The sequence below is a fragment of the Variovorax rhizosphaerae genome, assembly GCF_037889975.1.
GTDB classification, from domain to species: domain Bacteria; phylum Pseudomonadota; class Gammaproteobacteria; order Burkholderiales; family Burkholderiaceae_C; genus Variovorax; species Variovorax rhizosphaerae.
In genome coordinates, this window is the sequence record NZ_JBBKZT010000003.1 from 486,341 (window position 1) to 505,054 (window position 18,714).

Here is an 18,714-nt window from a genome sequence, read left to right on the forward strand (position 1 = left end):
AGCCCGGCCAAGGCCCTTCACCTTCAGGAAACTCCAATATACATTTGTCAAAAGGGAGTTGAATAATGAACCACAAAACGATTGGACACTTGTCCGCCTTGGCCTTGGCCGTTTCAGTGACCGCCTGCGGTGGCGGTGGTGGCGGAGGCAGCGGATTCGCCCTGCCTGTACAGGGAACCACGGCAAGCACGCCGACTGGCGCCGCCGAGGACACGAATGCAGGCACCAACGCGGGCACTTTCGAGGGCACGAATGCAGGCCCCACCGCTGGCACGATCGAGGGCGCGAATTCAGGCCCCAACGCCGGCACGACCGGGGACGCCAGTTCAGGCACCCACACGGGTACGAACGCTGGCACGAACGCTGGCACGAACGCTGGCACGAATGCAGGCACGTCCACCGGTGGGACCACCACCACCGGCGACACCCCGACCACCACGGTGACGCACACCGCGAACACCCTCACCGGAACCGCCGCCACTGGCGCCGCTTTCGACGGCGCAACGGTCACCATCGTGGATGCGACCGGCGCGACCGTTTGCACCACGAAGACCAACGCTGGCGGCAACTACCGCTGCGAACTGCCCGACGCCACCCGTGCACCCCTGGCGATCACGGCCTCGCGCGACGAATCCACACTGGCGAGCACCACGGCCCGCACCAGGGGCGTTGCCAACATCACCCCGCTGACCACCGTCATCGCGTCGCGCCTTTCGCCGGATGGCAACCCCACCCACCTCGCCGCTGCCATCCAGGCCAATGCCGACGCGGTCACCGATGCGCGCATCGCACAGCAAGTCAGCGCGCTCAATGAGACGCTGAAGCCTGTCCTGGCTGCGCTGGGCGAAGGCACCCTCGATCCGATCGGCACCGCCTTCGAGGCCGACGGCACCAGGCAAGACAAGGTGCTGGACGCAATCGCCGTCAGCGTGCGTCCGGACACGACGGGCGCCAACATCGAACTCACCATCAAGACCCGGCCGTCATCCGCCGGAAACGCACCCGTGTCGGTCGCGTTCCGCAGCGACGACGCGACGATTCCCACGCTCTCCACCGGCATCGCAGCGCCATCCTTTGCAGGGATGCCGACGCCCGCGTCGATCAACGCCTTCATGGCGCGCCTGGACGCCTGCTACAGCCTGCCGCTGTCACAGCGCCTGCGCGCCGCCAACGACACCGACACCGCCACCGGCGGACCCGCCGATGTGGTGGCCAGCGCCTGCCGCACGCTGTTCTTGAACGACAACCCGGCCGACTACCTCAACAGCGGCCTGCGCGTGGGGCGCGATGCCAGCGGCAACGGCACCTTCACGACACTGTTCCGGGGCGACCTGACCGGCCGCAAGTGGGACCGCGGCAACTTCGAATACTTCCGCGCCAACGGCGACATCACGCTGAGCTATCGCAGCACCGACGTCTCGGGCGCCGTCGGCACCGGCACCCTGACCGTGCGCGCGGTGGACGGTACCTTCAAGCTCGTGGGCGATGGCCATGCCTACACGGCCAGCGTGCGCCCGCAGACGACCTATCGCGACTACCTCAATTCGCCGGCCTTCAATGCCCTGACCACTGGCTACGCCTTCCCGATCCGCAACCGGGTCGTCAACGGGAAGTCGGTGTTCTCCAAAGTGATCGTGACCTCGCCGCTGGGCAGCACCCAGACGCTGGTGCCGCAGGCCGGGCTGAGCATCCTCGTGCTGACCCGGGCGGACGGCACGCCGGTCCTCAACAACATGATCCAGTTGCGCGGCGTGTACGAGAACCCCTCGACGCCGGGCAAGCTCGAAACGCGCGAGCCCGACCTGGGCCAGGTCACCCCGGCCTACACCGACGAGCAGATCAGCAAGCTGGCGGACCAGGGCGTCTGGAAGTTCGAGTTCTTCCATGCGGACACATCGCTGCCCAACGTCGTCCAGTACGAGCGCACCTTGTCGCGGGCGCAAACCATCGGCGAGATCCGCCAGAGCGCCATCGTCGACCTGACGCCGGCGATGCGCTCGAAGCTGGCAGCCAGCACTTCGGCCAACGGCGGCCTGGTGTTCGGCGCACCGAGTGCGACGCAACCCAATGTGTTCGACCTGAGCGCGGGCGGGCAGGACGGATGGGTGGTGCCGCAGGGCGCCGTCGCGCCAAGTTCGGTGACCGCCTATGGCTTCGAGCCCTTTGACGTCGCCAACAACAGACCGGGCGCGCGCTTCAACGACGGCACGACGGTCGCTGCAACAGCACGCAAGGTGACGATCACTTGTTCGCCGGAGTCGGCCACCGACAGGCATTGCGTCAGCAGCCCCGAGCTGCAGTACGCTGCGGGGTCGCGCTTGCACTTCTTCGGCATGGAAGCGTTCAGTGCGCGGGGCTTGGGTGTGCAACGTACGGTGCTGTTCTACAAGCAATCCTGAAGGGTCGGGTAACCTGCCCCCTGCTGCGGCACGCAACGACTCCAGGAAATCTTTCTCCCATGAAGCATGCATGTCCACATTGCCGGAGCGCCGGCATTTCAGGGTTGGCGAAGCGCTGGTCGGGTCGCGCCGCCCCTGCCCGATGCGAGCTTTGTGGCGGCATGTCCCATGTGCTGGCGAGCACTTCGAACGGGATCCTCGTGGGCGGCATCCTGACATTCACCATCGCCTTGATTGCAACATTCGGCGCCACGGCGACACCGTTTCTCGCCGTCGCTGGGGCGATGTGCCTCTCGGTGGTCTTCAATATGTGGGCGTGGAGACGAGCGGAGATGTTCCCCATTCCCGAAGAGAGTGCTGAGGCCGCGCGAACTGTCGGATGGTTCCTGACGGGCCTCTATGCACTCCTCGCGCTGTTCACCTGACAGACAGTCTGCACCAGTAGCAGGCACGTGCAACTTCCTCGCGAATCAGTTCGCTTGCCGGAGCGCCAATGGCTGATCTCCTTGTGTCTTTGGCGGAACTTGTTCTCGACCTGTTCTCCATTCCCAATGACTCCGCAAACACCGAGCGTGGAAAGCTGCCTGCCATGACCAGTTCCTGGCGATTCGGCTCGCCCTTCCTCACACAAACACCAACTGCACCACCGTCCGCCCCGGCTGGCTCTCCAGCGCCAGCTGCGCCCCAATGGCCTGCGCCCGCTGGCGCAAGGCGCGCGGCGGCTGGCTGGCGTCGAAGCCGCGGCCGTTGTCGACGGCACGCAATCGCAGCACACCCTCGTGCATCGCCGCCTCGATCCGCAACACTGAGGCGCCGGCGTGCTGCAGGACGTTCGATATGACCTCGAACAGCAGGAACTGCAGTTGCCGCATGGCAGGCCCATCGAGCCGCGCCACCGGCTCGATCTCGTCCACCGCCCACTCCAGTCCCACGCTGGACGCGGCCAGACGCGGCTCGAGGCGGTAACGCAGGGCCGCCAGCAGCGCCCCCACGTCGCCGGGCGGCATGTGGATGGCATCCATCGACAGCTTGAGCTGGTCCAGCGAATCGCGCAGCGTGCGCAGCAACTCTGTCGGCCGAGCCTGACCCGATTGCAGTTGGTGGATGGCCGCGCTGATGTGCGAGCCGACACCGTCGTGCATGTCGCGCAGGATGCGCTCGCGCTCGTGCGTGCGCGCCTGTTCGCGGCTGGCCGCTTCGAGCTTGGCATAGGTCGAGGCCAGTTCGCGCTCGCGGTCGGCCACGCGGGCGGCCAGGGTGCCGAGCAGTTCCCTGGCCTGCTTGCTGGCCGCATGAAAGCGCTGGAGCACGATCGCCAGCAATGCGATGCCGAAGAACACGGAGGTATAGCGCACCCAGGTGGTTTCGCCGTACGTATCGCTGAGCCGGATCACGGCCCAGTCGCGCAGCGCGACCAGCACGGTGAGCACCGCAGCCGCAGCGACCAGCACCCGTGCCGTGTCGGGACGTCGCACCGTGGCCGCGGCAAACACGCCGATGTAGCCGAACACCCCGACCAGTTCCAGCGCCAGCCACCCGGTCAGCCAGCGCGGATCGGCCTGGCTCAGCGAGAACCAGCAGCAGGCGATGGAGCCGAGGAACATGAAGGCCATGGCGCGCCACATCCAATGCATTCGAGGGTGCCGGTCCCAGCCCGCGACATGGTGGCAGAACAGCATCGCCGCCACGGCCCAGCCCGAATAACAGGCGGTCATCAACGTGCCCCATGCCACCCAGCCGATCGGCGGCGTGACGATGGCGGCATCGGCGACGCGCAGGGCCCAGCAGAATTCGGCCAGCGCGGCCCAGAAGTAGACCGCCTCGCGCCGGCGCCCACCGGCCACCGCGTAGTCGGATTGGGTCAGCCACAAGGCCAGCGCAATCGCCCCGACGACGACGCTGAAGCCCACGAGCAGGACCGAACCCGTGAAACGCGAGGCGTAGGCGGCATTGAAGACCGCCAGCACGTCGGCGGCGGGGCCGATCAGGATCGGCGACAGGCCTGCGCGGCGGCCCGTGTCGGCCCGCAGGCGGACTTCGAGGACGTTGCTGCCGGCGCGCAGCAACTGGGCCGGGATCATCAGCGACCTCGGCGACTTCGCGTAATCCGCACCATTGCCCTGCGACAGGTCGCCGTGCACGCGCAGCGATTCGCCGTTGACGCGCAATTCGAAAGTATTGCCGACGCGCTGCATGTACACCGCCCAGGGACCGTCGGGTCGTTGCGGCAGCGTGAACGGCAGTTCGAAACGGGCCATGCCGGGCTGCGCACGCTGCTCGTGGTCCCAGTTGTAGGGAAGCTCCAACGGTGCCGTCGTGGTCTGGCCATGGACCGTGGTGATGACGCTGCCCTGCCGCAGTTCCAGGACATCGGCGCCGGCCGCGGCGGCCGGGAAGACGCAGGCCCAGCACAGCAGCAGCCCGATGACCGCGGCGTGCCAGCCGCGCATCAGGCCGCGCCCGGGTGCTGCAGCAGGCCAAGGCGCATCGCCTCGAAGACCGCCTCGTTCTTCGAATGCACGGCCAGCTTGCCGTAGAGGTGCTTGATGTGGGTTTGCACCGTGTGCACGCTGAGGCCTTGCAGGCGCGCGATCTCCGCGTAGGAGAAGCCGCGGGCGATCAGCGTCAGCACTTCCTGCTCGCGGCGCGACAGCAGGGAACGCGCGGCGTCGGTCGGGGCTTGCGCGGTCGTGGCGGGCGCCGCCCAAGGCTCAGGTCGGCCGCTCGACTGCAACAGCCGGTAGCGGGCCAGCACCCGCCGCGCGATCATCGGCGAGATCGGCGAGGCGCCGGCCTTCATCTCGAGGATGGTGAGGGCGATGTCCTCGGGCGCGGCGTCCTTGTGGATGTAACCAAGTGCGCCGGCCTCGATGCTCGCGAGCACGCTGTCCTCGTCGCCAAAAACCGAGATCACCAGGGGCTCGCAGTGCGGATAGCGGGCCACGGCGGCCGAAATCACGTCGAGTCCGCTGCCGTCGGGCAGGCCGAGGTCGACCAGCAGCACGTCCGGGGCGACGGCGTCGCCATCGAGCCAATCCAGCGCCTCCCGCACCGAGCGCGCGCCGCCCAGCCATTGCAGGCCGGGGCTTCGCCGCACGCTCGCCTCGAAGAAGGCACGGGCATGGGCATCGTCTTCCACGACCAGGACGCCCCAGGGCGGGGGCGAGGGCGGGGTCGTTTCGGTGGCGGGCATGCAGTGAGCATAAATCGAGTAACAGTTAATACACATTGTTGAATGGCAAATTCAAGGGATGCTTCGTGGCAATGGGTGCCTCGACACTTGTTACAAACTCCCCAGGCCGGTCCCTGCCGGATCAGCCCGACCGCCCTACGATGGCATCTCCTCAAGAACGAAGCGGCCAGAAGTGCCGTACAGCCTGCAACATTCGCTATCAATTCAATAGCATGCGACATCCCCCTACGACCCACCTGCTGTATTTGCACGGTTTCCGCTCGTCTCCGAATTCGACCAAGGCGCAAGTGATGGCGCGCCGCATCGCCGCGTCGCATCCGGAAGTTCACTGGTGGTGCCCACAGCTGCCGCCCTCGCCGCGCGAGGCCATCGACATGGTCATGCGCGGCATCGCGTCCTGGCCGCGCGAGTCGATGGCGGTGGTGGGCTCCTCGCTCGGCGGCTTCTATGCGACCTACGTGGCCGGGATGACCCGCTGTCCGACCGTTCTGCTGAACCCCGCGGTGGACCCCGCGCGCGACTTGGCGCGCCACATCGGCACGCAGTCGCAGTGGCATGACCCGGCGCAGCAGTTCCATTTCCGCCCCGAATACATCGGCGAACTGAAGGCACTGGAGGTGGGGGCGCTGCCGCGGCCCGAGCGCTGCTTCGCGATCGTGGCAAAGGGTGACGAGGTGCTGGACTGGCGCGAGATGTCGGCGCGCTACAGCGGCAGCCGCGTCAAGCTGCTGAGCAAGGGCGACCATGCGCTCTCGGATTTCGAGCGGGCGCACCTGGACGAGGTGATGGCGTTCCTGAACCTGTAGGGTCCCGGGTCGAAAGTTCGGAACCCTGGCAGCCCGGAATCCACGACGTTGCGAGTCGACCTCGTCCCGGGACAACACGGCGGCTCGACCCTCCCGGTTGCGCCGTCCCCCGCGCACAAGCCCTCGGTTTTCACGCCCCAGGCCCATGGGACAATCGTCACCATGTTTGTATTGTTTGAAGAAGCCGGCAAGTACCTTGGCGGACGCGTGCTGTCGGAGGCGGAAGCCTCGGCACAGGTCGAACTTGACACCGGGAAGCGCGTCAAGGTCAAGGCCGCCAACATCGTGCTGCGCTTCGAGAAGCCCAGCCCCTCCGAGTTGATCGCCGAGGCGCGCGCCCTGGCTGCGACCATGGACCTCGACTTGGCGTGGGAGTTTTCGCCCGAGGGCGAATTCGGCTTCGGCGACCTGGCCGCCGACTATTTCCAGGCCAGGCCCTCGCTGGCGCAGCAGGCCGCCGCGCTGTTCGGGCTGTTTGAGGCGCCCCACTACTTCCGCCGCGCCGGCAAGGGCCGGTTCAAGAAGGCGCCCGCCGAGATCGTGCAGCAGGCGCTGGTTGCCATCGAGAAGAAGAAGCAGGTCGCCGCGCAGATCGCAGATTGGGCAAAGCAACTGGTCGAAGGCACCTGCCCGGCGCCGGTGCGCGACCAGCTCTACAAGATTCTCTTCAAGCCCGACAAGAACGCTGCCGAGTACCGCGCCGTGGTCGACGCCTCTCGCGCCTCGCAGCGCCCGCCGCTGGAACTGCTGGAACGCGCCGGTGCGATCGATTCGGCCTACCAGTTCCACTGGAAGCGTTTCCTGTTCGAGAACTTCCCCAAGGGCACGGCCTTCCCCGCCCTGCAGGCGCCCGCCATCACCGATGCGCTGCCGCTGGCCGAAGGCGTGCAGGCGTTCTCGATCGACGATTCGCAGACCACCGAGATCGACGACGCACTGTCCGTGCGCGGCCTGGGCAGCGGCACCGTCGTCGTCGGCATCCACATCGCGGCACCCGGCCTGGCGCTGGTGCCCGGCAGCGCGATCGACCAGGTGGCACGCAACCGCATGTCGACGGTCTACATGCCGGGCTACAAGATCACGATGCTGCCGGATGACATCGTCAACGCGTACACCTTGCAGGAAGGGCGCGACTGCCCTGCCGTCTCGCTCTACGCGACCTTCGATGAAGCTTCGCTGGCACTGAAGGGCACCGAGACCAGGCTGGAGCGCGTGCCGATCGTCGCCAACCTGCGCCACGACCAGCTCGATGCCTTCGTCAGCGAGGAGTGGCTGACCGACCCGAGCGTGCCGAATGGCGATGCACCGACCGTCGCGACGCAACTGCGCGAGCCGCTGAGCTTCCTGTTCCGTTTGGCGCGCAGCCTCAAGGCGCAGCGCGAAGTCGTGCGCGGCAAGCCCGAGAACTTCAACCGGCCCGACTACAACTTCCGTCTGGAGGGGAACGTCGGCGAGCCCTCCGGCGAAGAGAAGGTCAGCATCAGCACCCGCCGCCGCGGCGCCCCCCTGGACCTGATCGTGGCCGAGGCCATGATCCTGGCCAACAGCACCTGGGGCAGCTGGCTCGGCGAATTCGGCGTGCCCGGCCTCTATCGCAGCCAGGCCAGCCTGGCGCCAGGCGTCAAGGTCCGCATGGGTACCAAGCCGGCGCCGCATGCGGGCATCGGCGTCAAGAGCTATGCGTGGAGCACCTCGCCGCTGCGCCGCTACACCGACCTGGTCAACCAGTGGCAGATCATCGCGGCGGCGCGCCACGGAAAGACCGCCGCGCTGGCCGCGCCCTTCAAGCCGAAGGACGCCGACCTGTTCTCGATCCTCTCCGGGTTCGACGCGGCCTATAGCACCTACAACAGCTACCAGGCCGGCATGGAGCGCTTCTGGACGCTCAAGTACCTGCAGCAGAACGGCATCACCGAGCTGGACGCGACCGTGATGAAGGACTTTCCGAACGGTGCCCTGGTGCGCGCCGACAACCTGCCGCTGGTGTTCCCGGTGGCCGGGCAGCAGGAGCGTGGTGCGCATGTACGGGTGAAGCTCGGCGAGATCGACGAGATCGCGCTCGACGTGCACGGCACCGTGCTGGCGCGCCTGGATGCCGCGCCCGATACAGCAGCCATCGAGGATGACGGCGGCGACGAAGAGGAAGTCGCCGGCCCGATCGCCATCGCCGTGGACCTGGCGGACAGCGAGGCCACGCCGGACAACGTGCCCGCATGAACCTGCGCGACTTCAGCGTCCTGCAGATTGCGCTGGGGATTTCGATCCTGGCCCACGGGGTGTTGCTGGCGGTGCGATTTGCCGACCCCGAGGCCTTCGACCGCGCATTCAAGGAGACCGCGCTCGAAGTCATCCTGGTCAATGCGGCGACCAATGAAAAGCCGGACAAGGCGCAGGCCATCGCGCAGCGCTCGCTGGCCGGCGGCGGCGATGCTGAACGGGGCCGGGCCACCAGCCCGCTGCCACCCTCGGCCTTCACCGCGGTGGGCGACGCGTCCGAGGATTCGCAGCGCCAGGTCGAATCCATGCAGGCGCAGCAGCAGCTCCTGCTGGCGAAGATCCGGCAGCAACTCGCCACCATGCCCCTGCCCGATCCGCGCAACTCGGGCGACCCGGCCCAGAGCATCGACCGCGAGGAACAGCGCCGCCAGTTGCTGATCCTGCTGGCCGAGATCGAGAAGCGCGTCAATGAAGAGAACGCGCGGCCCAAGAAACGCTACATCAGCCCCGCGACGCGCGAGGCCGCCTATGCGATGTATGTCGATGCCCTGCGCCGGCGCATCGAGGCGCGCGGCACCGAGAACTTCCCCGAGGCGGCAGGCAAGAAGCTGTACGGCGCGCTGACCATGCTGGTCACCATCAACTTCGACGGCAGCGTGGTCGGCGCCGAGATCGTCGAGACTTCGGGCAACACTGTGCTCGACAAGCGTGCCCAGGCGATCGTGCGCAGCATCGGCAACTTCGGCAAGTTCACCGACGCGATGCGCCGGCAGGCCGACCAGATCGTGCTGCCCTCGCGCTTTCGTTTCACCCGCGACGAGACGCTCGAGGCGCGGCCCTCGGCACCCTGACGGCGCTTCTCATCGCGACTTCGAAAAGAGACAAAGGGAGAAGGCCATGGACCTGTACTGCGTGATGGGCAACCCGATCGAGCACAGCCGCTCGCCGTGGATTCACATGCGCTTCGCCGAGCTGACCAGCCAGGTGCTGGACTATGGCAAGCGCCTGGTGCCGCTGGGCGGCTTTGCCGCGGCGGTGGCCGCTTTCCGCGCCGATCCCGCGGGCACGGCGCGCGGCTGCAATGTCACGGTCCCCTTCAAGTTCGATGCGGCTTCGCTGGCGCAGCATGTGACGCCGCGGGCCGCGCTGGCGCAAGCGGTGAACCTGTTGAGCTTTCGCGACGACGGCATCCATGGCGACAACACCGACGGCGCCGGGCTGGTGAACGACATCACGCGCAATGCGGGCGTCGAACTGCAGGGCCGCGACGTGTTGTTGGTCGGTGCGGGTGGCGGTGCATCGGGCGTGCTCGGGCCGTTCCTCGAAGCCGGTGCGCGGCGCGTGGTCGTGGCCAATCGCACGCTGGGCAAGGCGGTGACGCTGGTGCAGCGGCATGCGGCGCTGGCCCTGTCGCACCATGCGGAGATCGAGGCGCAGGAACTCGACACGGTCAGCGGCAATTTCGACGTGGTCGTCAATGCCACGGCGTCGAGCCTCAGCGGCGGCGGCGTGCCCGTGGCTTCGAGCGTGCTGAAGCCCGGTGCGCTGGCGGTCGACATGATGTACGGGCCTGCTGCGCAAGGTTTCCTGGACTGGGCACGCGAGAACGGCGCCGTGCCGCGCGACGGCCTCGGCATGCTGGTCGAGCAGGCGGCTGAAGCCTTCTCGACCTGGCGCGGCGTTCAGCCGCCTTCCGCGCAGGTGCTGGCCGAGTTGCGCGCGCTGGTTTCGGGCTGACGACCGGCGATGCGCGTCGTGTTCCGCTGGGTGCTGTGCCTGTTGACGGCAGGGCTTGCGCTGCAACTCTTCTTCATCGCACGCATCGCGGCCATGGCCGTGATCAACCCTGAATCGACCGCCTTCCAGCGCTCCGAAGCCTGGCAGATTGCCACGCATGGCCGCGCCAACGGCGGGCAGGCGTGGCAGCAGGAATGGGTGCCCTACGCGCAAATCTCCGAGACGCTCAAACGCGCCGTCATCGCCAGTGAAGATGGCGAGTTCATCTACCACCAGGGCGTGGAATGGGAGGCGATCGAGAAGGCCCGCCAGCGAAATGCCAAGGCCGAGGAGATCGCCGCCAAGCGCGCGGCACAGGCGGCAGCCAGCGGCAAGCCGGTGCGCCCGCCGAAGCTGCGCGGCGGCTCGACCATCACGCAGCAACTCGCGAAGAACCTGTTGCTGTCGGGCGAACGCACGCTGCTGCGCAAGGGCCAGGAGCTGGTGTTGGCGACGCTGCTGGAACTGCTGCTGAGCAAGCAGCGCATCCTCGAGATCTACCTCAACAACGTTGAATGGGGCGAAGGCGTGTTCGGCGCCGAGGCGGCATCACGGCACTACTTCAACAAGCCGGCCTCGCGGCTGAATGCCAACGAAGCGGCGCGCCTGGCGGTGATGCTGCCGAGTCCGAAGTTCTTCGAGCGCCGGCCGACTTCCGCCTACATCATGAGCCGCAGCGCCACCATCGTTGCGCGCATGCCATCGGCTGATTTGCCCTGATCGCTCAGGCGATCGCTGGTTCCCGCGCACCGGGCGCGAATGACTCGCCGAGCGAGGCTTCCAGCGGCCGATACAACTCCGGCATGAACATCGTGCGCGACAGCAGCAGGCGCGCGGCCGGCGCGAGCAGCACGCGGATGCGCATACCCTTGCGCACATGCGCGGACACGATCGGCTCGCCGGCCTCGTTGAAGGTCATGAGCAGGTCGGGGAAGCTGGCCACGCGCTGGCCATCCTGGTCGAGCAGCATGTACTCGTTGATGAAGCGCAGCATGGTGCCGTCGGCGTCGTCGAGGCGCACGACACCCAGGTCCAGCCCTTCCTGCTGCTCGCAGCCGTACTCGACCACCGTGCCTTCGGCGACGACGCGGCCACCCAGGAAATCCGCGACAGCTTCGAGGCCGCCGGCCAGGTACTGGCGGCCCAGCACGATCGCATGGCTGATGGCACCCGGCGCGCCATGCTGCTTCGCATAGCCGACGCTGACCGGGTTGCGCGCGACGGCCACGAGGCCGCCGGCTTCGACGGAGGCGCGGCGCACCATGGCCGATGTCTTGTCGAGCCGGCCGCTGACCACGCCCTCGACATAGCGGCTGTCATCGCCGCCTGCGTAGCCTTGCACCGACAGGTAGCCCGACTCGGCATGCAGGCCCAGCGCGCCCATCTGGCTGGTGGGATGCGCGCGGCCGTTGCAGGCCAGGTCGATCACCGGCAGGCCCGTGATGGCCGCCTGGAACCAGCCGTTGACCGTGGTCTCCGCACCGTTCTCGTTGGTGTGCAGCGCGACCAGCGGCCGGCCGGCGGGCAATGCACCCTGCAGCAACTCCAGCACGCGCAGCAGCATGGCCGGTCGCACGTGCGGATGCGGCGCGGCCGGCGCGCCGACCATCGCGACGGTGGCGGTGTACGCGTCGTCGCCGAACTCGTCGACGCTCCAGAGTTCGGGCGTGCCGACTTCCAGGGCCAAGCGCGCATTGCGCATACCGGACTCGATGAAGCCGCCGCCGCCGCCGCCGAGGATGGCGCCACCCCAGACGGCTGCGTGGAGGTCTTCGCTGTTGAGCTTGCGTTTCATGGTCGTGTGTCCTTGATGGTTTGGGTTACTTGCGGACGCTCTTGATCGCGCCGGAGAAGAAGCTGTAGAGCGCGTCACCGGCAATCACGCCGCCGGAGAACACCTCGAGTTGTTCGCGCGCGCTGGCGCCGAGCAGGCGCTGTGCGGCCAGGCGGCACGCAATGCCGATGGCAACCATCCAGCCGGCCATCGGGCTCGCGATGAGCAGGCCGGTGGCGAACAGCACGCCCAGTTGCTGGCGCGAGCCGCCGATGGTTTGCAGGATGGCGCCGGGAATGGCCCAGAGGACCAGGTTGCGCGCGGTCTCGGAGGAGATGCCGGCCTTGATCGCCGCCACGTAGGCCGCGTTGATCGGCGCCGTCTGGTGGTTGTCGAAGAACATCTGGTAGGTGAACAGCACAACCACGATCGCGACGACGAAGCCGATCATGCCGGCGATCATCTGCTGGCGACGGCCCTCCAGTTCAAAGGCCGAGCCCGAATGCTCGCCGCGCAGCAGGTGCCCGGCCTTGAGGTCGTAGCCCATGTCGGCAAAGGCCGGGCCGGTGGCGGCGGAGAAGCCGGCCAGCACCACCAGCGCCTCGGGCGGGAAGCCGATCAGGATGCCGATCAGCAGCGAGATCAACGCCACCGCGAAGGCCGGGAACCAGCCCGAATGCATGGCCGCGATGCCGACGATGAGCTCGTGCACGAAGGCCGCGAAGGTGCCGTACAGCATGAAGCACACGAGCATCGTCGGCGACATGCCGGTGTAGACGCCGGTGCCGAAGGTCAGCAGCGCCATGATGGCGAAGTAGCCGACGCTGCCCAGGCGCAGGGAGCGGCCGAGCGCGGTGGCGCCCTCAGCATCCCGTTCTTCCGAGGCGCTCGCCGCGGCACTGCGCTTCTGCATGACCACGCGCCCCACCTGGATCAGCGCGACGATGCCGGCACCGATCATCATGCCGTGCGGCACGTAGAGCTTGGCAATGTCGATGCCGGTCATCGGCATCGAATAGCCACGCGTGAGCAGGCCGAGACCGAAGGCGATCATCGCGCCCATGCCGCCGATCAGCGCCACGCCGAAAGCCGACATCGGCAGCGAGAACACCGCGCCCGCGACGCCGGTGCCCAGTCCGCCGAGCAGCAGCCAGGCCTGCTTGCCGCCGCTGTCGCCGGCCTTGATCGCTTCCGCCGCCGCGATGCCGAGTGGCCACGGGTTCTTCGCCGGGAAGGCCGGCGTATCGAACATGCGATAGAGCAGCCAGGCATCGAGCAGCATCGCCAGGCTCACGCCGATGAGCATCGGCACCACCATGTTCGGCAGCCCGAAAAGGAAAGGAATGCCGATCGGCAGGAACAGGCTGTTGGCCGCGCCGAAGGTGGCTGACGAAATGCTGGTCTGCGCCAGGTTCTGCGAATGCACCGAACGGAAGCCGCGGAACATCGCGAGCGGCACGCGCGCCAGCGTCATGGCGGCCAGCGCGCCGATCAGCGACGTGCTGGGCGTGATGCCCAGGCTCGCCAGCATCTGGATGCCGACGATGGCGCCGAAGATGCTCAGCACCACCGTCAGGATCAGGTTGGCGGGCGCCAACGCCTTCGGGTGAGCCGACGCGTGCTCAGTGTCGTGAATCGCGCGGGCCGGCGCGGTGATGTCGAGGGCCATGGCTTGTTTCCTCTTGTCTTGTCGAACGACGAGCCGTTGAGCCCGGTCACGCTGTTCGACCGCATGATGGGCTTTTTCCAGGTAGTTCCATATTTTGGAAATTGTATATAAAATCTAGAACTGAATGATAGGATGCACAGAGCGGCTGTCAAGAGGGCTGGCCCGCAACCGGCCCTAAGATGCACCCAAACGGAAGCGAACGATGAGCACCCTTGCCAATGCCATGGACGTCCTGAAGCTGATCGCGCGGCTGCGCCGCGACATCACGGTGATGGACGTCGCCAACGAACTGGGCCAACCGAAGAGTTCGGCCTCGCGCACGCTGAGCATGATGGCCAGCTACGGCTTCCTCGAGCGTGACGCCCTGACGCGCGCCTACCGGCCGGGCAGCGTGATCATGGAAGCGTCCTACCACTTCCGCGCCTCGCGCAACGCGGCCTCGCTGCTGGAAGAAGCCCTGCTGGCGCTGGTGGCCAAGACCGGCTACACGGGCTACCTCAACGTGATGGACCAGGCCGATTCCGTGGTCATCCAGATGCGCACCTCCACCGGTTCCGGCGTGCTGCAGATCTACACGCCGCCCGGCACGCGCGCACCGGCCTATGCGAGTTCGATCGGCCGCGCGATGCTGGCCCGGCTCAGCGACGCCGAGGTGGTCGCACTGATCGGCCCGCGCATGGAACTGCGCCGCGGCAACGTGCCGCGCACGCGCAAGGACCTGCTGGAGCGCTTGGCGCAAGTGCGTGCGACGGGCTGGGCGCTGTCTCGCGGTGAATACGTCGACAACGTGGCGGGCATCTCATCGGCGGTGATCGACTCGGCCCATGGGCAGGTCTACGGCATCGGCATCGCGCTGCCGGTGGCCGACCTGACGGATGCGCTGATCGCGCGCTTCGGCGTCATCGTGCGCGATGCCGCATGCGGCGTCGGCAAGCAGGTGGGTGATCCGTATTGGCTCGGCTTCGACGCCGCAGCCAGTTGAAAGGCTAGAAAGGCACGGCCAGCGCGGAGGCCAGCACGCTGGCTGACACGAACACGGGCAGTCCGATTTCGTGCCGCTCCAGCGTGGCCTTGTGCGCGGCGTTGTAGCCCATGCAGTCGAGCACGAGCGCACTGGCACCCTGCTCGCGCAGGCGGATGGCCGCTTCGACGAGGGCCTGGTCCGGGCCGTATGGCGAGGCCGCATCGGCGGTGCAACGACCGGGCAGCTCCGCCCACTTCTCCATGACCATGCCGATCTGCTCCTGCAGCGGCGCCAGGATGCCCAGCATCTTTTCTCCGACGAGGCTGGCGACCACGGCGGGCACCAGGAGATCAGGCTCGACCAGCCACGCCCGTCGCGCGCGCAACGCAGGAAACCGCCCGGTGCACAGGATCACGATGGCGTCGGCACCTTCAAGCTCGCACGCGTCGATGGCCGACTGAAGCGCCGACTCGACCGCCCCCGCGCCGAGCGCGACCGTGCTGCCGTCGCGCAGCCGCGTGATGAGCGGCGCGCTGCCGATGAGCGGCGCAAAGCGCTGTTCGACTTCGACACGCGTCATCCCATCGAGCAAGCCGCGCTCGCTCACCGCCACATGCGCGGGCAACGCGTCGCGGATGGCCTGCGTCATGTCAGGACGCGGTGATTGGCCGATGGTGAGCAAGGCGAGTTGGAAGCGTGGCATGGGGGGCCTTTCAGAGAAGTTCCATTTTTCGGAACTTCTATTTATTTTTCGGAACTCATTGTCAGATGATCTCACAGCCCGTGCCAGCATCAACCCTGTCGTCGTCCATGCCATCGCCGCTTATCATCGAAGCCATGTTGGCAAAAATAGTGGGATGGATATTGCTCGGCGTGGTGCGCTTGCTCACCGGCTCGCAAGCACGTTGGTATGGTTGTCCGCCCAAGGCGGAGCAGCGCATCTACTTCGCCAATCACCAGAGCCATGCCGACATCGTCATGATCTGGGCGGCGCTTCCCGAGGAGCTGCGCGTGATCACCCGGCCGATCGCCGCGCGCGACTATTGGGCCAACACACCGGTCAAGCGCTGGATCACGACCGAGGTGTTTCATGCGGTGTATGTGGACCGCGGCCAGGCGGCCGCACCTCCCCCACCTTCGCCGCCTCCTCCACCACCCGAACGGATCGAACCATCGATGGAGCCTGTCGCCGCGATCCAGTTGCCGCTGGTGCCGGCAGAGCCCGAGCCCCAAGTCCCCGAACCTGCAGCAGCCGCGGCGCCTGCCGCAGGGCTGGACAGCAGCGACCCCTTGGCGCCGCTCGTCGAAGCGTTGAAGAGCGGCGACTCGATCATCATCTTTCCGGAAGGCACGCGCGGCAACACCGGCGAGCCTCAGAAATTCAAGTCGGGCCTCTATGCGCTCGCGAAGATGTTCCCCGATGTGGTGCTGGTCCCGGCCTGGATCGACAACATCCAGCGCGTCATGCCAAAGGGCGAAGTGGTGCCGGTGCCGATCCTCTGCTCCGTCACCTTCGGCGCGCCGATGCAGGTGCAGGACGGCGAGCAACGCCGGCCGTTCCTGGAACGCGCCCGTGCTGCCGTGCTCGCGCTGCGCGATGTTTGAGAAGCCCCGTTAATGAACCATTTCTTGCGCAGCCTGACTCCGGGGCAACAGGTCGGTGCCCTGTTCCTCATCGTCTTCGGCCTCCTGACCATCGTCAGCATCGGCACCCTCATCATCGGCCTGCGGGAGCGCCGCAACCATGCCCGCGGCGAAGCATGGCTGCAGGACTTCAACGACTTCCGCCGGCTGTTGCGTACTGGCTGGGGCATGGCAGTCATGTTCTGGACCGGCTGGGTGCTGGGACCGGGCGTCGCGACCGTCCTGTTCGGATTGCTCGCCTTCCTTGCGCTGCGCGAGTTCATCACGCTGTCGCCGACGCGGCGCGGCGACCACCGCAGCCTGATCCTGGCCTTCTTCGTGGTGCTGCCGCTGCAATTCATCTTGGTGGGCACAGCGCGCTTCGACCTCTTCACCGTGTTCATCCCGGTCTATGTGTTCCTGGCCATTCCCACGGCCAGCGCGCTGGCCAACGACCCGAACCAGTTCCTCGAGCGCAATGCCAAGCTGCAATGGGGCATCATGGTGTGCGTCTACGGGATGAGCCACGTGCCGGCCTTGCTGCTGCTGTCATTCCCGGGCTTCGAGGGCAAGAGCGCCTTCCTCGTGTTCTTCCTGGTGTTCGTGGTGCAGGGCTGCATGGTGGCGCAGCACCTGATCGCTCGGCACTTCATCTATCCGCCGGCCGAAGGCAGCAGCAAGTTGCAGCGCTGGCTGTCGCGCCCACCCTTTGCCCCGAACGTGAGCCGAAGCTTCAACTGGGCCAGCTGGAGCGCCGGCATGGCCATCGGCACCGTGGTGGGCGGCCTGATGTCCTTCATCACGCCCTTCAAGTACGGACAGGCGCTGGCCATGTCCTTGATCGCTTGCGTGGCCGGCTCGATGGGGCACCTGGTGATGAAGGCGCTCAAGCGCGATCGCGGCATACCGCATTGGGGCCAGAAGGGCGTGGGCGTGACCGGGGCGGCTGGCTTGCTGGACCGCGTGGATGCGCTGTGTTTTGCGGCGCCGATCTTCTTTCATTCGGTGCGTTGGTATTTCGGGGTCTGACGGCATGCCGGTCTCCTGGCTCCTTGTCTCGTGTGTTCTAGGGAGCGCAGTCTTCGTGGTTGCGGCCCGGCAATAGCATGAGAATCCTCGGCATCGACCCCGGCTTGCAGACCACGGGCTTCGGCGTGATCGACGCAGACGGCCATGCGCTGCACTATGTGGCCAGCGGCACCATCAGCACCAGGCACATGGTCGGCGGCGAACTGGCCTTGCGGCTCAAGGTGCTGTTCGACGGCATCGGCGAGATTGCCGAGCGCTACCAGCCGACCGCCGCGGCGGTCGAGATCGTCTTCGTCAACGTCAATCCCCAGTCCACGCTGATGCTGGGCCAGGCACGGGGCGCTTGCCTGACGGCGCTGGTGGTCAACAAGCTCAGCGTGGCCGAATACACCGCGCTGCAGATGAAGCAGGCCGTCGCCGGCCACGGCAACGCGGCCAAGGCACAGGTGCAGGAAATGGTGAAGCGGCTGTTGAACCTGCCCGGACTGCCCGGCGCCGATGCGGCCGATGCGCTCGGCATCGCGATCACGCATGCGCACGTCGGGAAGTCGATGGAGCGGCTGGGGGCGGCTGTGACGAAGGGCTCTGGCGGGGGATACCGGCAGGGGCGCACGCGCTGAAATGACACCCACCCCCGAACGCGCCTGCGGCGCCCGCGCGGCCGCCAGAGGCGGCTGCTCTTGCGGGCCGTCCAAGCCTGCGCAGGCAGGCTTGGAGCCGCGGCCCTCAGCCCCTCAAGGCGGCCGCACCCCACGGCCCGGCAAAGCCGGTTCCGTGGGTGCCCACGAACAGGCATTGCTCGCCCGGGTTTCATGCGTCGCCGGTCACGCGAATAGCGTGGTGGAAACCTGATAGGAGTCGGGCCTTCGCGGGGCGGCGGTCGTCGAATGCGGAATCGGACTTGGCCGTGCGCAGAGGACGCGAAGGTTTCGCGAAGGACGCGAAAAAATGCAAAGAAGGGAAAGATGCCCTTTGGCTTCCTCGACCCTCTTCCGGTTTTCTTTCGCGTGCTTCGCGGAACCTTCGCGACCTTCGCTCACGGTCAAGCCCGCATTCGACGGCCATCGATCAACGCAAGAATCAGAACCCGCGCTCCGCAATCAGCACCGCGAAGAAGCCGAACGCCGCAAGCAGCGTCCACTTGAGGACGATCCAGCCGAAGCGCCGGTACTTGAGCTGCCCCGTGCCAGCATAGAAGGCGAAAGACACGCCAGCCACCAGCAGCAACAGCAGGATGGCCCAGCGAAAGAGAAGCATCGTTTGG

17 protein-coding genes are annotated in these 18,714 nt (G+C 66.9%); 11 read left to right on the top strand and 6 right to left on the bottom strand.

What is annotated here, in order from left to right; translation table 11 throughout:
• Positions 1-65 precede the first annotated feature (65 nt).
• The gene (locus WKW82_RS08825; RefSeq protein WP_340341893.1) at positions 66-2,399 is read left to right on the top strand and encodes a carboxypeptidase regulatory-like domain-containing protein; all 2,334 of its coding nucleotides are present in this window, start codon (positions 66-68) and stop codon (positions 2,397-2,399) included.
• Between the two features lie 161 nt (positions 2,400-2,560).
• Positions 2,561-2,824, top strand: coding sequence for a hypothetical protein (locus WKW82_RS08830; RefSeq protein ID WP_340341894.1), 264 nt, complete (start codon positions 2,561-2,563; stop codon positions 2,822-2,824).
• A gap of 198 nt (positions 2,825-3,022) precedes the next feature.
• Here the strand turns inward: WKW82_RS08830 and WKW82_RS08835 are convergent, their stop codons facing one another.
• Together WKW82_RS08835 and WKW82_RS08840 are read right to left on the bottom strand one after the other, a co-directional pair.
• A complete protein-coding gene (locus tag WKW82_RS08835) occupies positions 3,023-4,849 on the bottom strand; it encodes a sensor histidine kinase (RefSeq protein ID WP_340341895.1) in 1,827 nt (608 codons plus the stop codon).
• Positions 4,849-5,592, bottom strand: coding sequence for a response regulator (locus WKW82_RS08840; RefSeq protein ID WP_340341896.1), 744 nt, complete (start codon positions 5,590-5,592; stop codon positions 4,849-4,851). The genes WKW82_RS08835 and WKW82_RS08840 overlap by 1 nt, the downstream gene beginning before the upstream one ends.
• A 212-nt stretch (positions 5,593-5,804) precedes the next feature.
• Here WKW82_RS08840 and WKW82_RS08845 point away from each other — a divergent pair, with 212 nt between their 5' ends.
• The 5 genes from WKW82_RS08845 (at position 5,805) to mtgA (ending at position 11,111) form a co-directional block, all read left to right on the top strand.
• Positions 5,805-6,398, top strand: coding sequence for a YqiA/YcfP family alpha/beta fold hydrolase (locus tag WKW82_RS08845; RefSeq protein WP_340341897.1), 594 nt, complete (start codon positions 5,805-5,807; stop codon positions 6,396-6,398).
• A 162-nt stretch (positions 6,399-6,560) separates the two neighbouring features.
• Positions 6,561-8,615 carry a ribonuclease catalytic domain-containing protein gene (locus WKW82_RS08850; protein WP_340341898.1) on the top strand — a complete coding sequence of 685 codons (2,055 nt, stop codon included), beginning with the start codon at positions 6,561-6,563 and terminating at the stop codon, positions 8,613-8,615.
• Positions 8,612-9,466 (top strand): energy transducer TonB, encoded by an 855-nt coding sequence (locus tag WKW82_RS08855; RefSeq protein ID WP_340341899.1) that lies wholly within the window; start codon positions 8,612-8,614, stop codon positions 9,464-9,466. Before WKW82_RS08850 ends, WKW82_RS08855 begins: the two co-directional genes overlap by 4 nt.
• A 46-nt stretch (positions 9,467-9,512) precedes the next feature.
• Entirely contained in the window at positions 9,513-10,352 is an 840-nt protein-coding gene (gene aroE, locus WKW82_RS08860) for a shikimate dehydrogenase (RefSeq protein WP_340341900.1), read from the top strand.
• Between the two features lie 9 nt (positions 10,353-10,361).
• Positions 10,362-11,111: a monofunctional biosynthetic peptidoglycan transglycosylase gene (gene mtgA, locus WKW82_RS08865; protein WP_340341901.1), complete on the top strand. Its 750-nt coding sequence runs from the start codon at positions 10,362-10,364 to the stop codon at positions 11,109-11,111.
• Between the two features lie 4 nt (positions 11,112-11,115).
• Here the strand turns inward: mtgA and WKW82_RS08870 are convergent, their stop codons facing one another.
• Both WKW82_RS08870 and WKW82_RS08875 read right to left on the bottom strand, forming a co-directional pair.
• Positions 11,116-12,186 (bottom strand): S-methyl thiohydantoin desulfurase domain-containing protein, encoded by a 1,071-nt coding sequence (locus WKW82_RS08870; protein WP_340341902.1) that lies wholly within the window; start codon positions 12,184-12,186, stop codon positions 11,116-11,118.
• 25 nt (positions 12,187-12,211) lie between these two features.
• Positions 12,212-13,834, bottom strand: a complete 1,623-nt coding sequence (locus WKW82_RS08875; RefSeq protein WP_340341903.1) for an OPT/YSL family transporter — start codon at positions 13,832-13,834, stop codon at positions 12,212-12,214.
• 202 nt (positions 13,835-14,036) lie between these two features.
• Here WKW82_RS08875 and WKW82_RS08880 point away from each other — a divergent pair, with 202 nt between their 5' ends.
• Positions 14,037-14,816: an IclR family transcriptional regulator gene (locus WKW82_RS08880; RefSeq protein WP_340341904.1), complete on the top strand. Its 780-nt coding sequence runs from the start codon at positions 14,037-14,039 to the stop codon at positions 14,814-14,816.
• A 4-nt stretch (positions 14,817-14,820) separates the two neighbouring features.
• On the opposite strand, the gene WKW82_RS08885 is transcribed toward WKW82_RS08880, so the two are convergent.
• Entirely contained in the window at positions 14,821-15,501 is a 681-nt protein-coding gene (locus tag WKW82_RS08885) for an AroM family protein (RefSeq protein ID WP_340341905.1), read from the bottom strand.
• A 134-nt stretch (positions 15,502-15,635) separates the two neighbouring features.
• Here WKW82_RS08885 and WKW82_RS08890 point away from each other — a divergent pair, with 134 nt between their 5' ends.
• From WKW82_RS08890 to ruvC, 3 genes are all read left to right on the top strand, one after another.
• Positions 15,636-16,403: a lysophospholipid acyltransferase family protein gene (locus tag WKW82_RS08890; RefSeq protein ID WP_340341906.1), complete on the top strand. Its 768-nt coding sequence runs from the start codon at positions 15,636-15,638 to the stop codon at positions 16,401-16,403.
• A 12-nt stretch (positions 16,404-16,415) separates the two neighbouring features.
• Positions 16,416-17,450, top strand: a complete 1,035-nt coding sequence (locus WKW82_RS08895) for a phosphatidate cytidylyltransferase (RefSeq protein ID WP_340341907.1) — start codon at positions 16,416-16,418, stop codon at positions 17,448-17,450.
• Positions 17,451-17,527: 77 nt separating this feature from the next.
• Positions 17,528-18,070 (top strand): crossover junction endodeoxyribonuclease RuvC, encoded by a 543-nt coding sequence (ruvC, locus tag WKW82_RS08900; RefSeq protein ID WP_340341908.1) that lies wholly within the window; start codon positions 17,528-17,530, stop codon positions 18,068-18,070.
• Between the two features lie 460 nt (positions 18,071-18,530).
• Here the strand turns inward: ruvC and WKW82_RS08905 are convergent, their stop codons facing one another.
• On the bottom strand, positions 18,531-18,707 hold the full coding sequence (locus tag WKW82_RS08905) for a hypothetical protein (RefSeq protein ID WP_340341909.1): 177 nt from the start codon (positions 18,705-18,707) through the stop codon (positions 18,531-18,533).
• Positions 18,708-18,714: the final 7 nt, after the last annotated feature.

Excerpts from the sequence above, each read along its gene's own strand:
- WKW82_RS08890 (WP_340341906.1), top strand. The coding sequence starts at position 15,636 with ATGTTGGCAAAAATAGTGGGATGGATATTGCTCGGCGTGGTGCGCTTG.
- WKW82_RS08885 (WP_340341905.1), bottom strand. The coding sequence starts at position 15,501 with ATGCCACGCTTCCAACTCGCCTTGCTCACCATCGGCCAATCACCGCGT.
- WKW82_RS08905 (WP_340341909.1), bottom strand. The coding sequence starts at position 18,707 with ATGCTTCTCTTTCGCTGGGCCATCCTGCTGTTGCTGCTGGTGGCTGGC.
- WKW82_RS08845 (WP_340341897.1), top strand. The coding sequence starts at position 5,805 with ATGCGACATCCCCCTACGACCCACCTGCTGTATTTGCACGGTTTCCGC.
- WKW82_RS08880 (WP_340341904.1), top strand. The coding sequence starts at position 14,037 with ATGAGCACCCTTGCCAATGCCATGGACGTCCTGAAGCTGATCGCGCGG.
- WKW82_RS08835 (WP_340341895.1), bottom strand. The coding sequence starts at position 4,849 with ATGCGCGGCTGGCACGCCGCGGTCATCGGGCTGCTGCTGTGCTGGGCC.
- WKW82_RS08830 (WP_340341894.1), top strand. The coding sequence starts at position 2,561 with ATGTCCCATGTGCTGGCGAGCACTTCGAACGGGATCCTCGTGGGCGGC.
- ruvC (WP_340341908.1), top strand. The coding sequence starts at position 17,528 with ATGAGAATCCTCGGCATCGACCCCGGCTTGCAGACCACGGGCTTCGGC.
- mtgA (WP_340341901.1), top strand. The coding sequence starts at position 10,362 with ATGCGCGTCGTGTTCCGCTGGGTGCTGTGCCTGTTGACGGCAGGGCTT.
- WKW82_RS08895 (WP_340341907.1), top strand. The coding sequence starts at position 16,416 with ATGAACCATTTCTTGCGCAGCCTGACTCCGGGGCAACAGGTCGGTGCC.
- WKW82_RS08855 (WP_340341899.1), top strand. The coding sequence starts at position 8,612 with ATGAACCTGCGCGACTTCAGCGTCCTGCAGATTGCGCTGGGGATTTCG.
- WKW82_RS08875 (WP_340341903.1), bottom strand. The coding sequence starts at position 13,834 with ATGGCCCTCGACATCACCGCGCCGGCCCGCGCGATTCACGACACTGAG.
- WKW82_RS08840 (WP_340341896.1), bottom strand. The coding sequence starts at position 5,592 with ATGCCCGCCACCGAAACGACCCCGCCCTCGCCCCCGCCCTGGGGCGTC.
- WKW82_RS08825 (WP_340341893.1), top strand. The coding sequence starts at position 66 with ATGAACCACAAAACGATTGGACACTTGTCCGCCTTGGCCTTGGCCGTT.
- WKW82_RS08870 (WP_340341902.1), bottom strand. The coding sequence starts at position 12,186 with ATGAAACGCAAGCTCAACAGCGAAGACCTCCACGCAGCCGTCTGGGGT.
- aroE (WP_340341900.1), top strand. The coding sequence starts at position 9,513 with ATGGACCTGTACTGCGTGATGGGCAACCCGATCGAGCACAGCCGCTCG.
- WKW82_RS08850 (WP_340341898.1), top strand. The coding sequence starts at position 6,561 with ATGTTTGTATTGTTTGAAGAAGCCGGCAAGTACCTTGGCGGACGCGTG.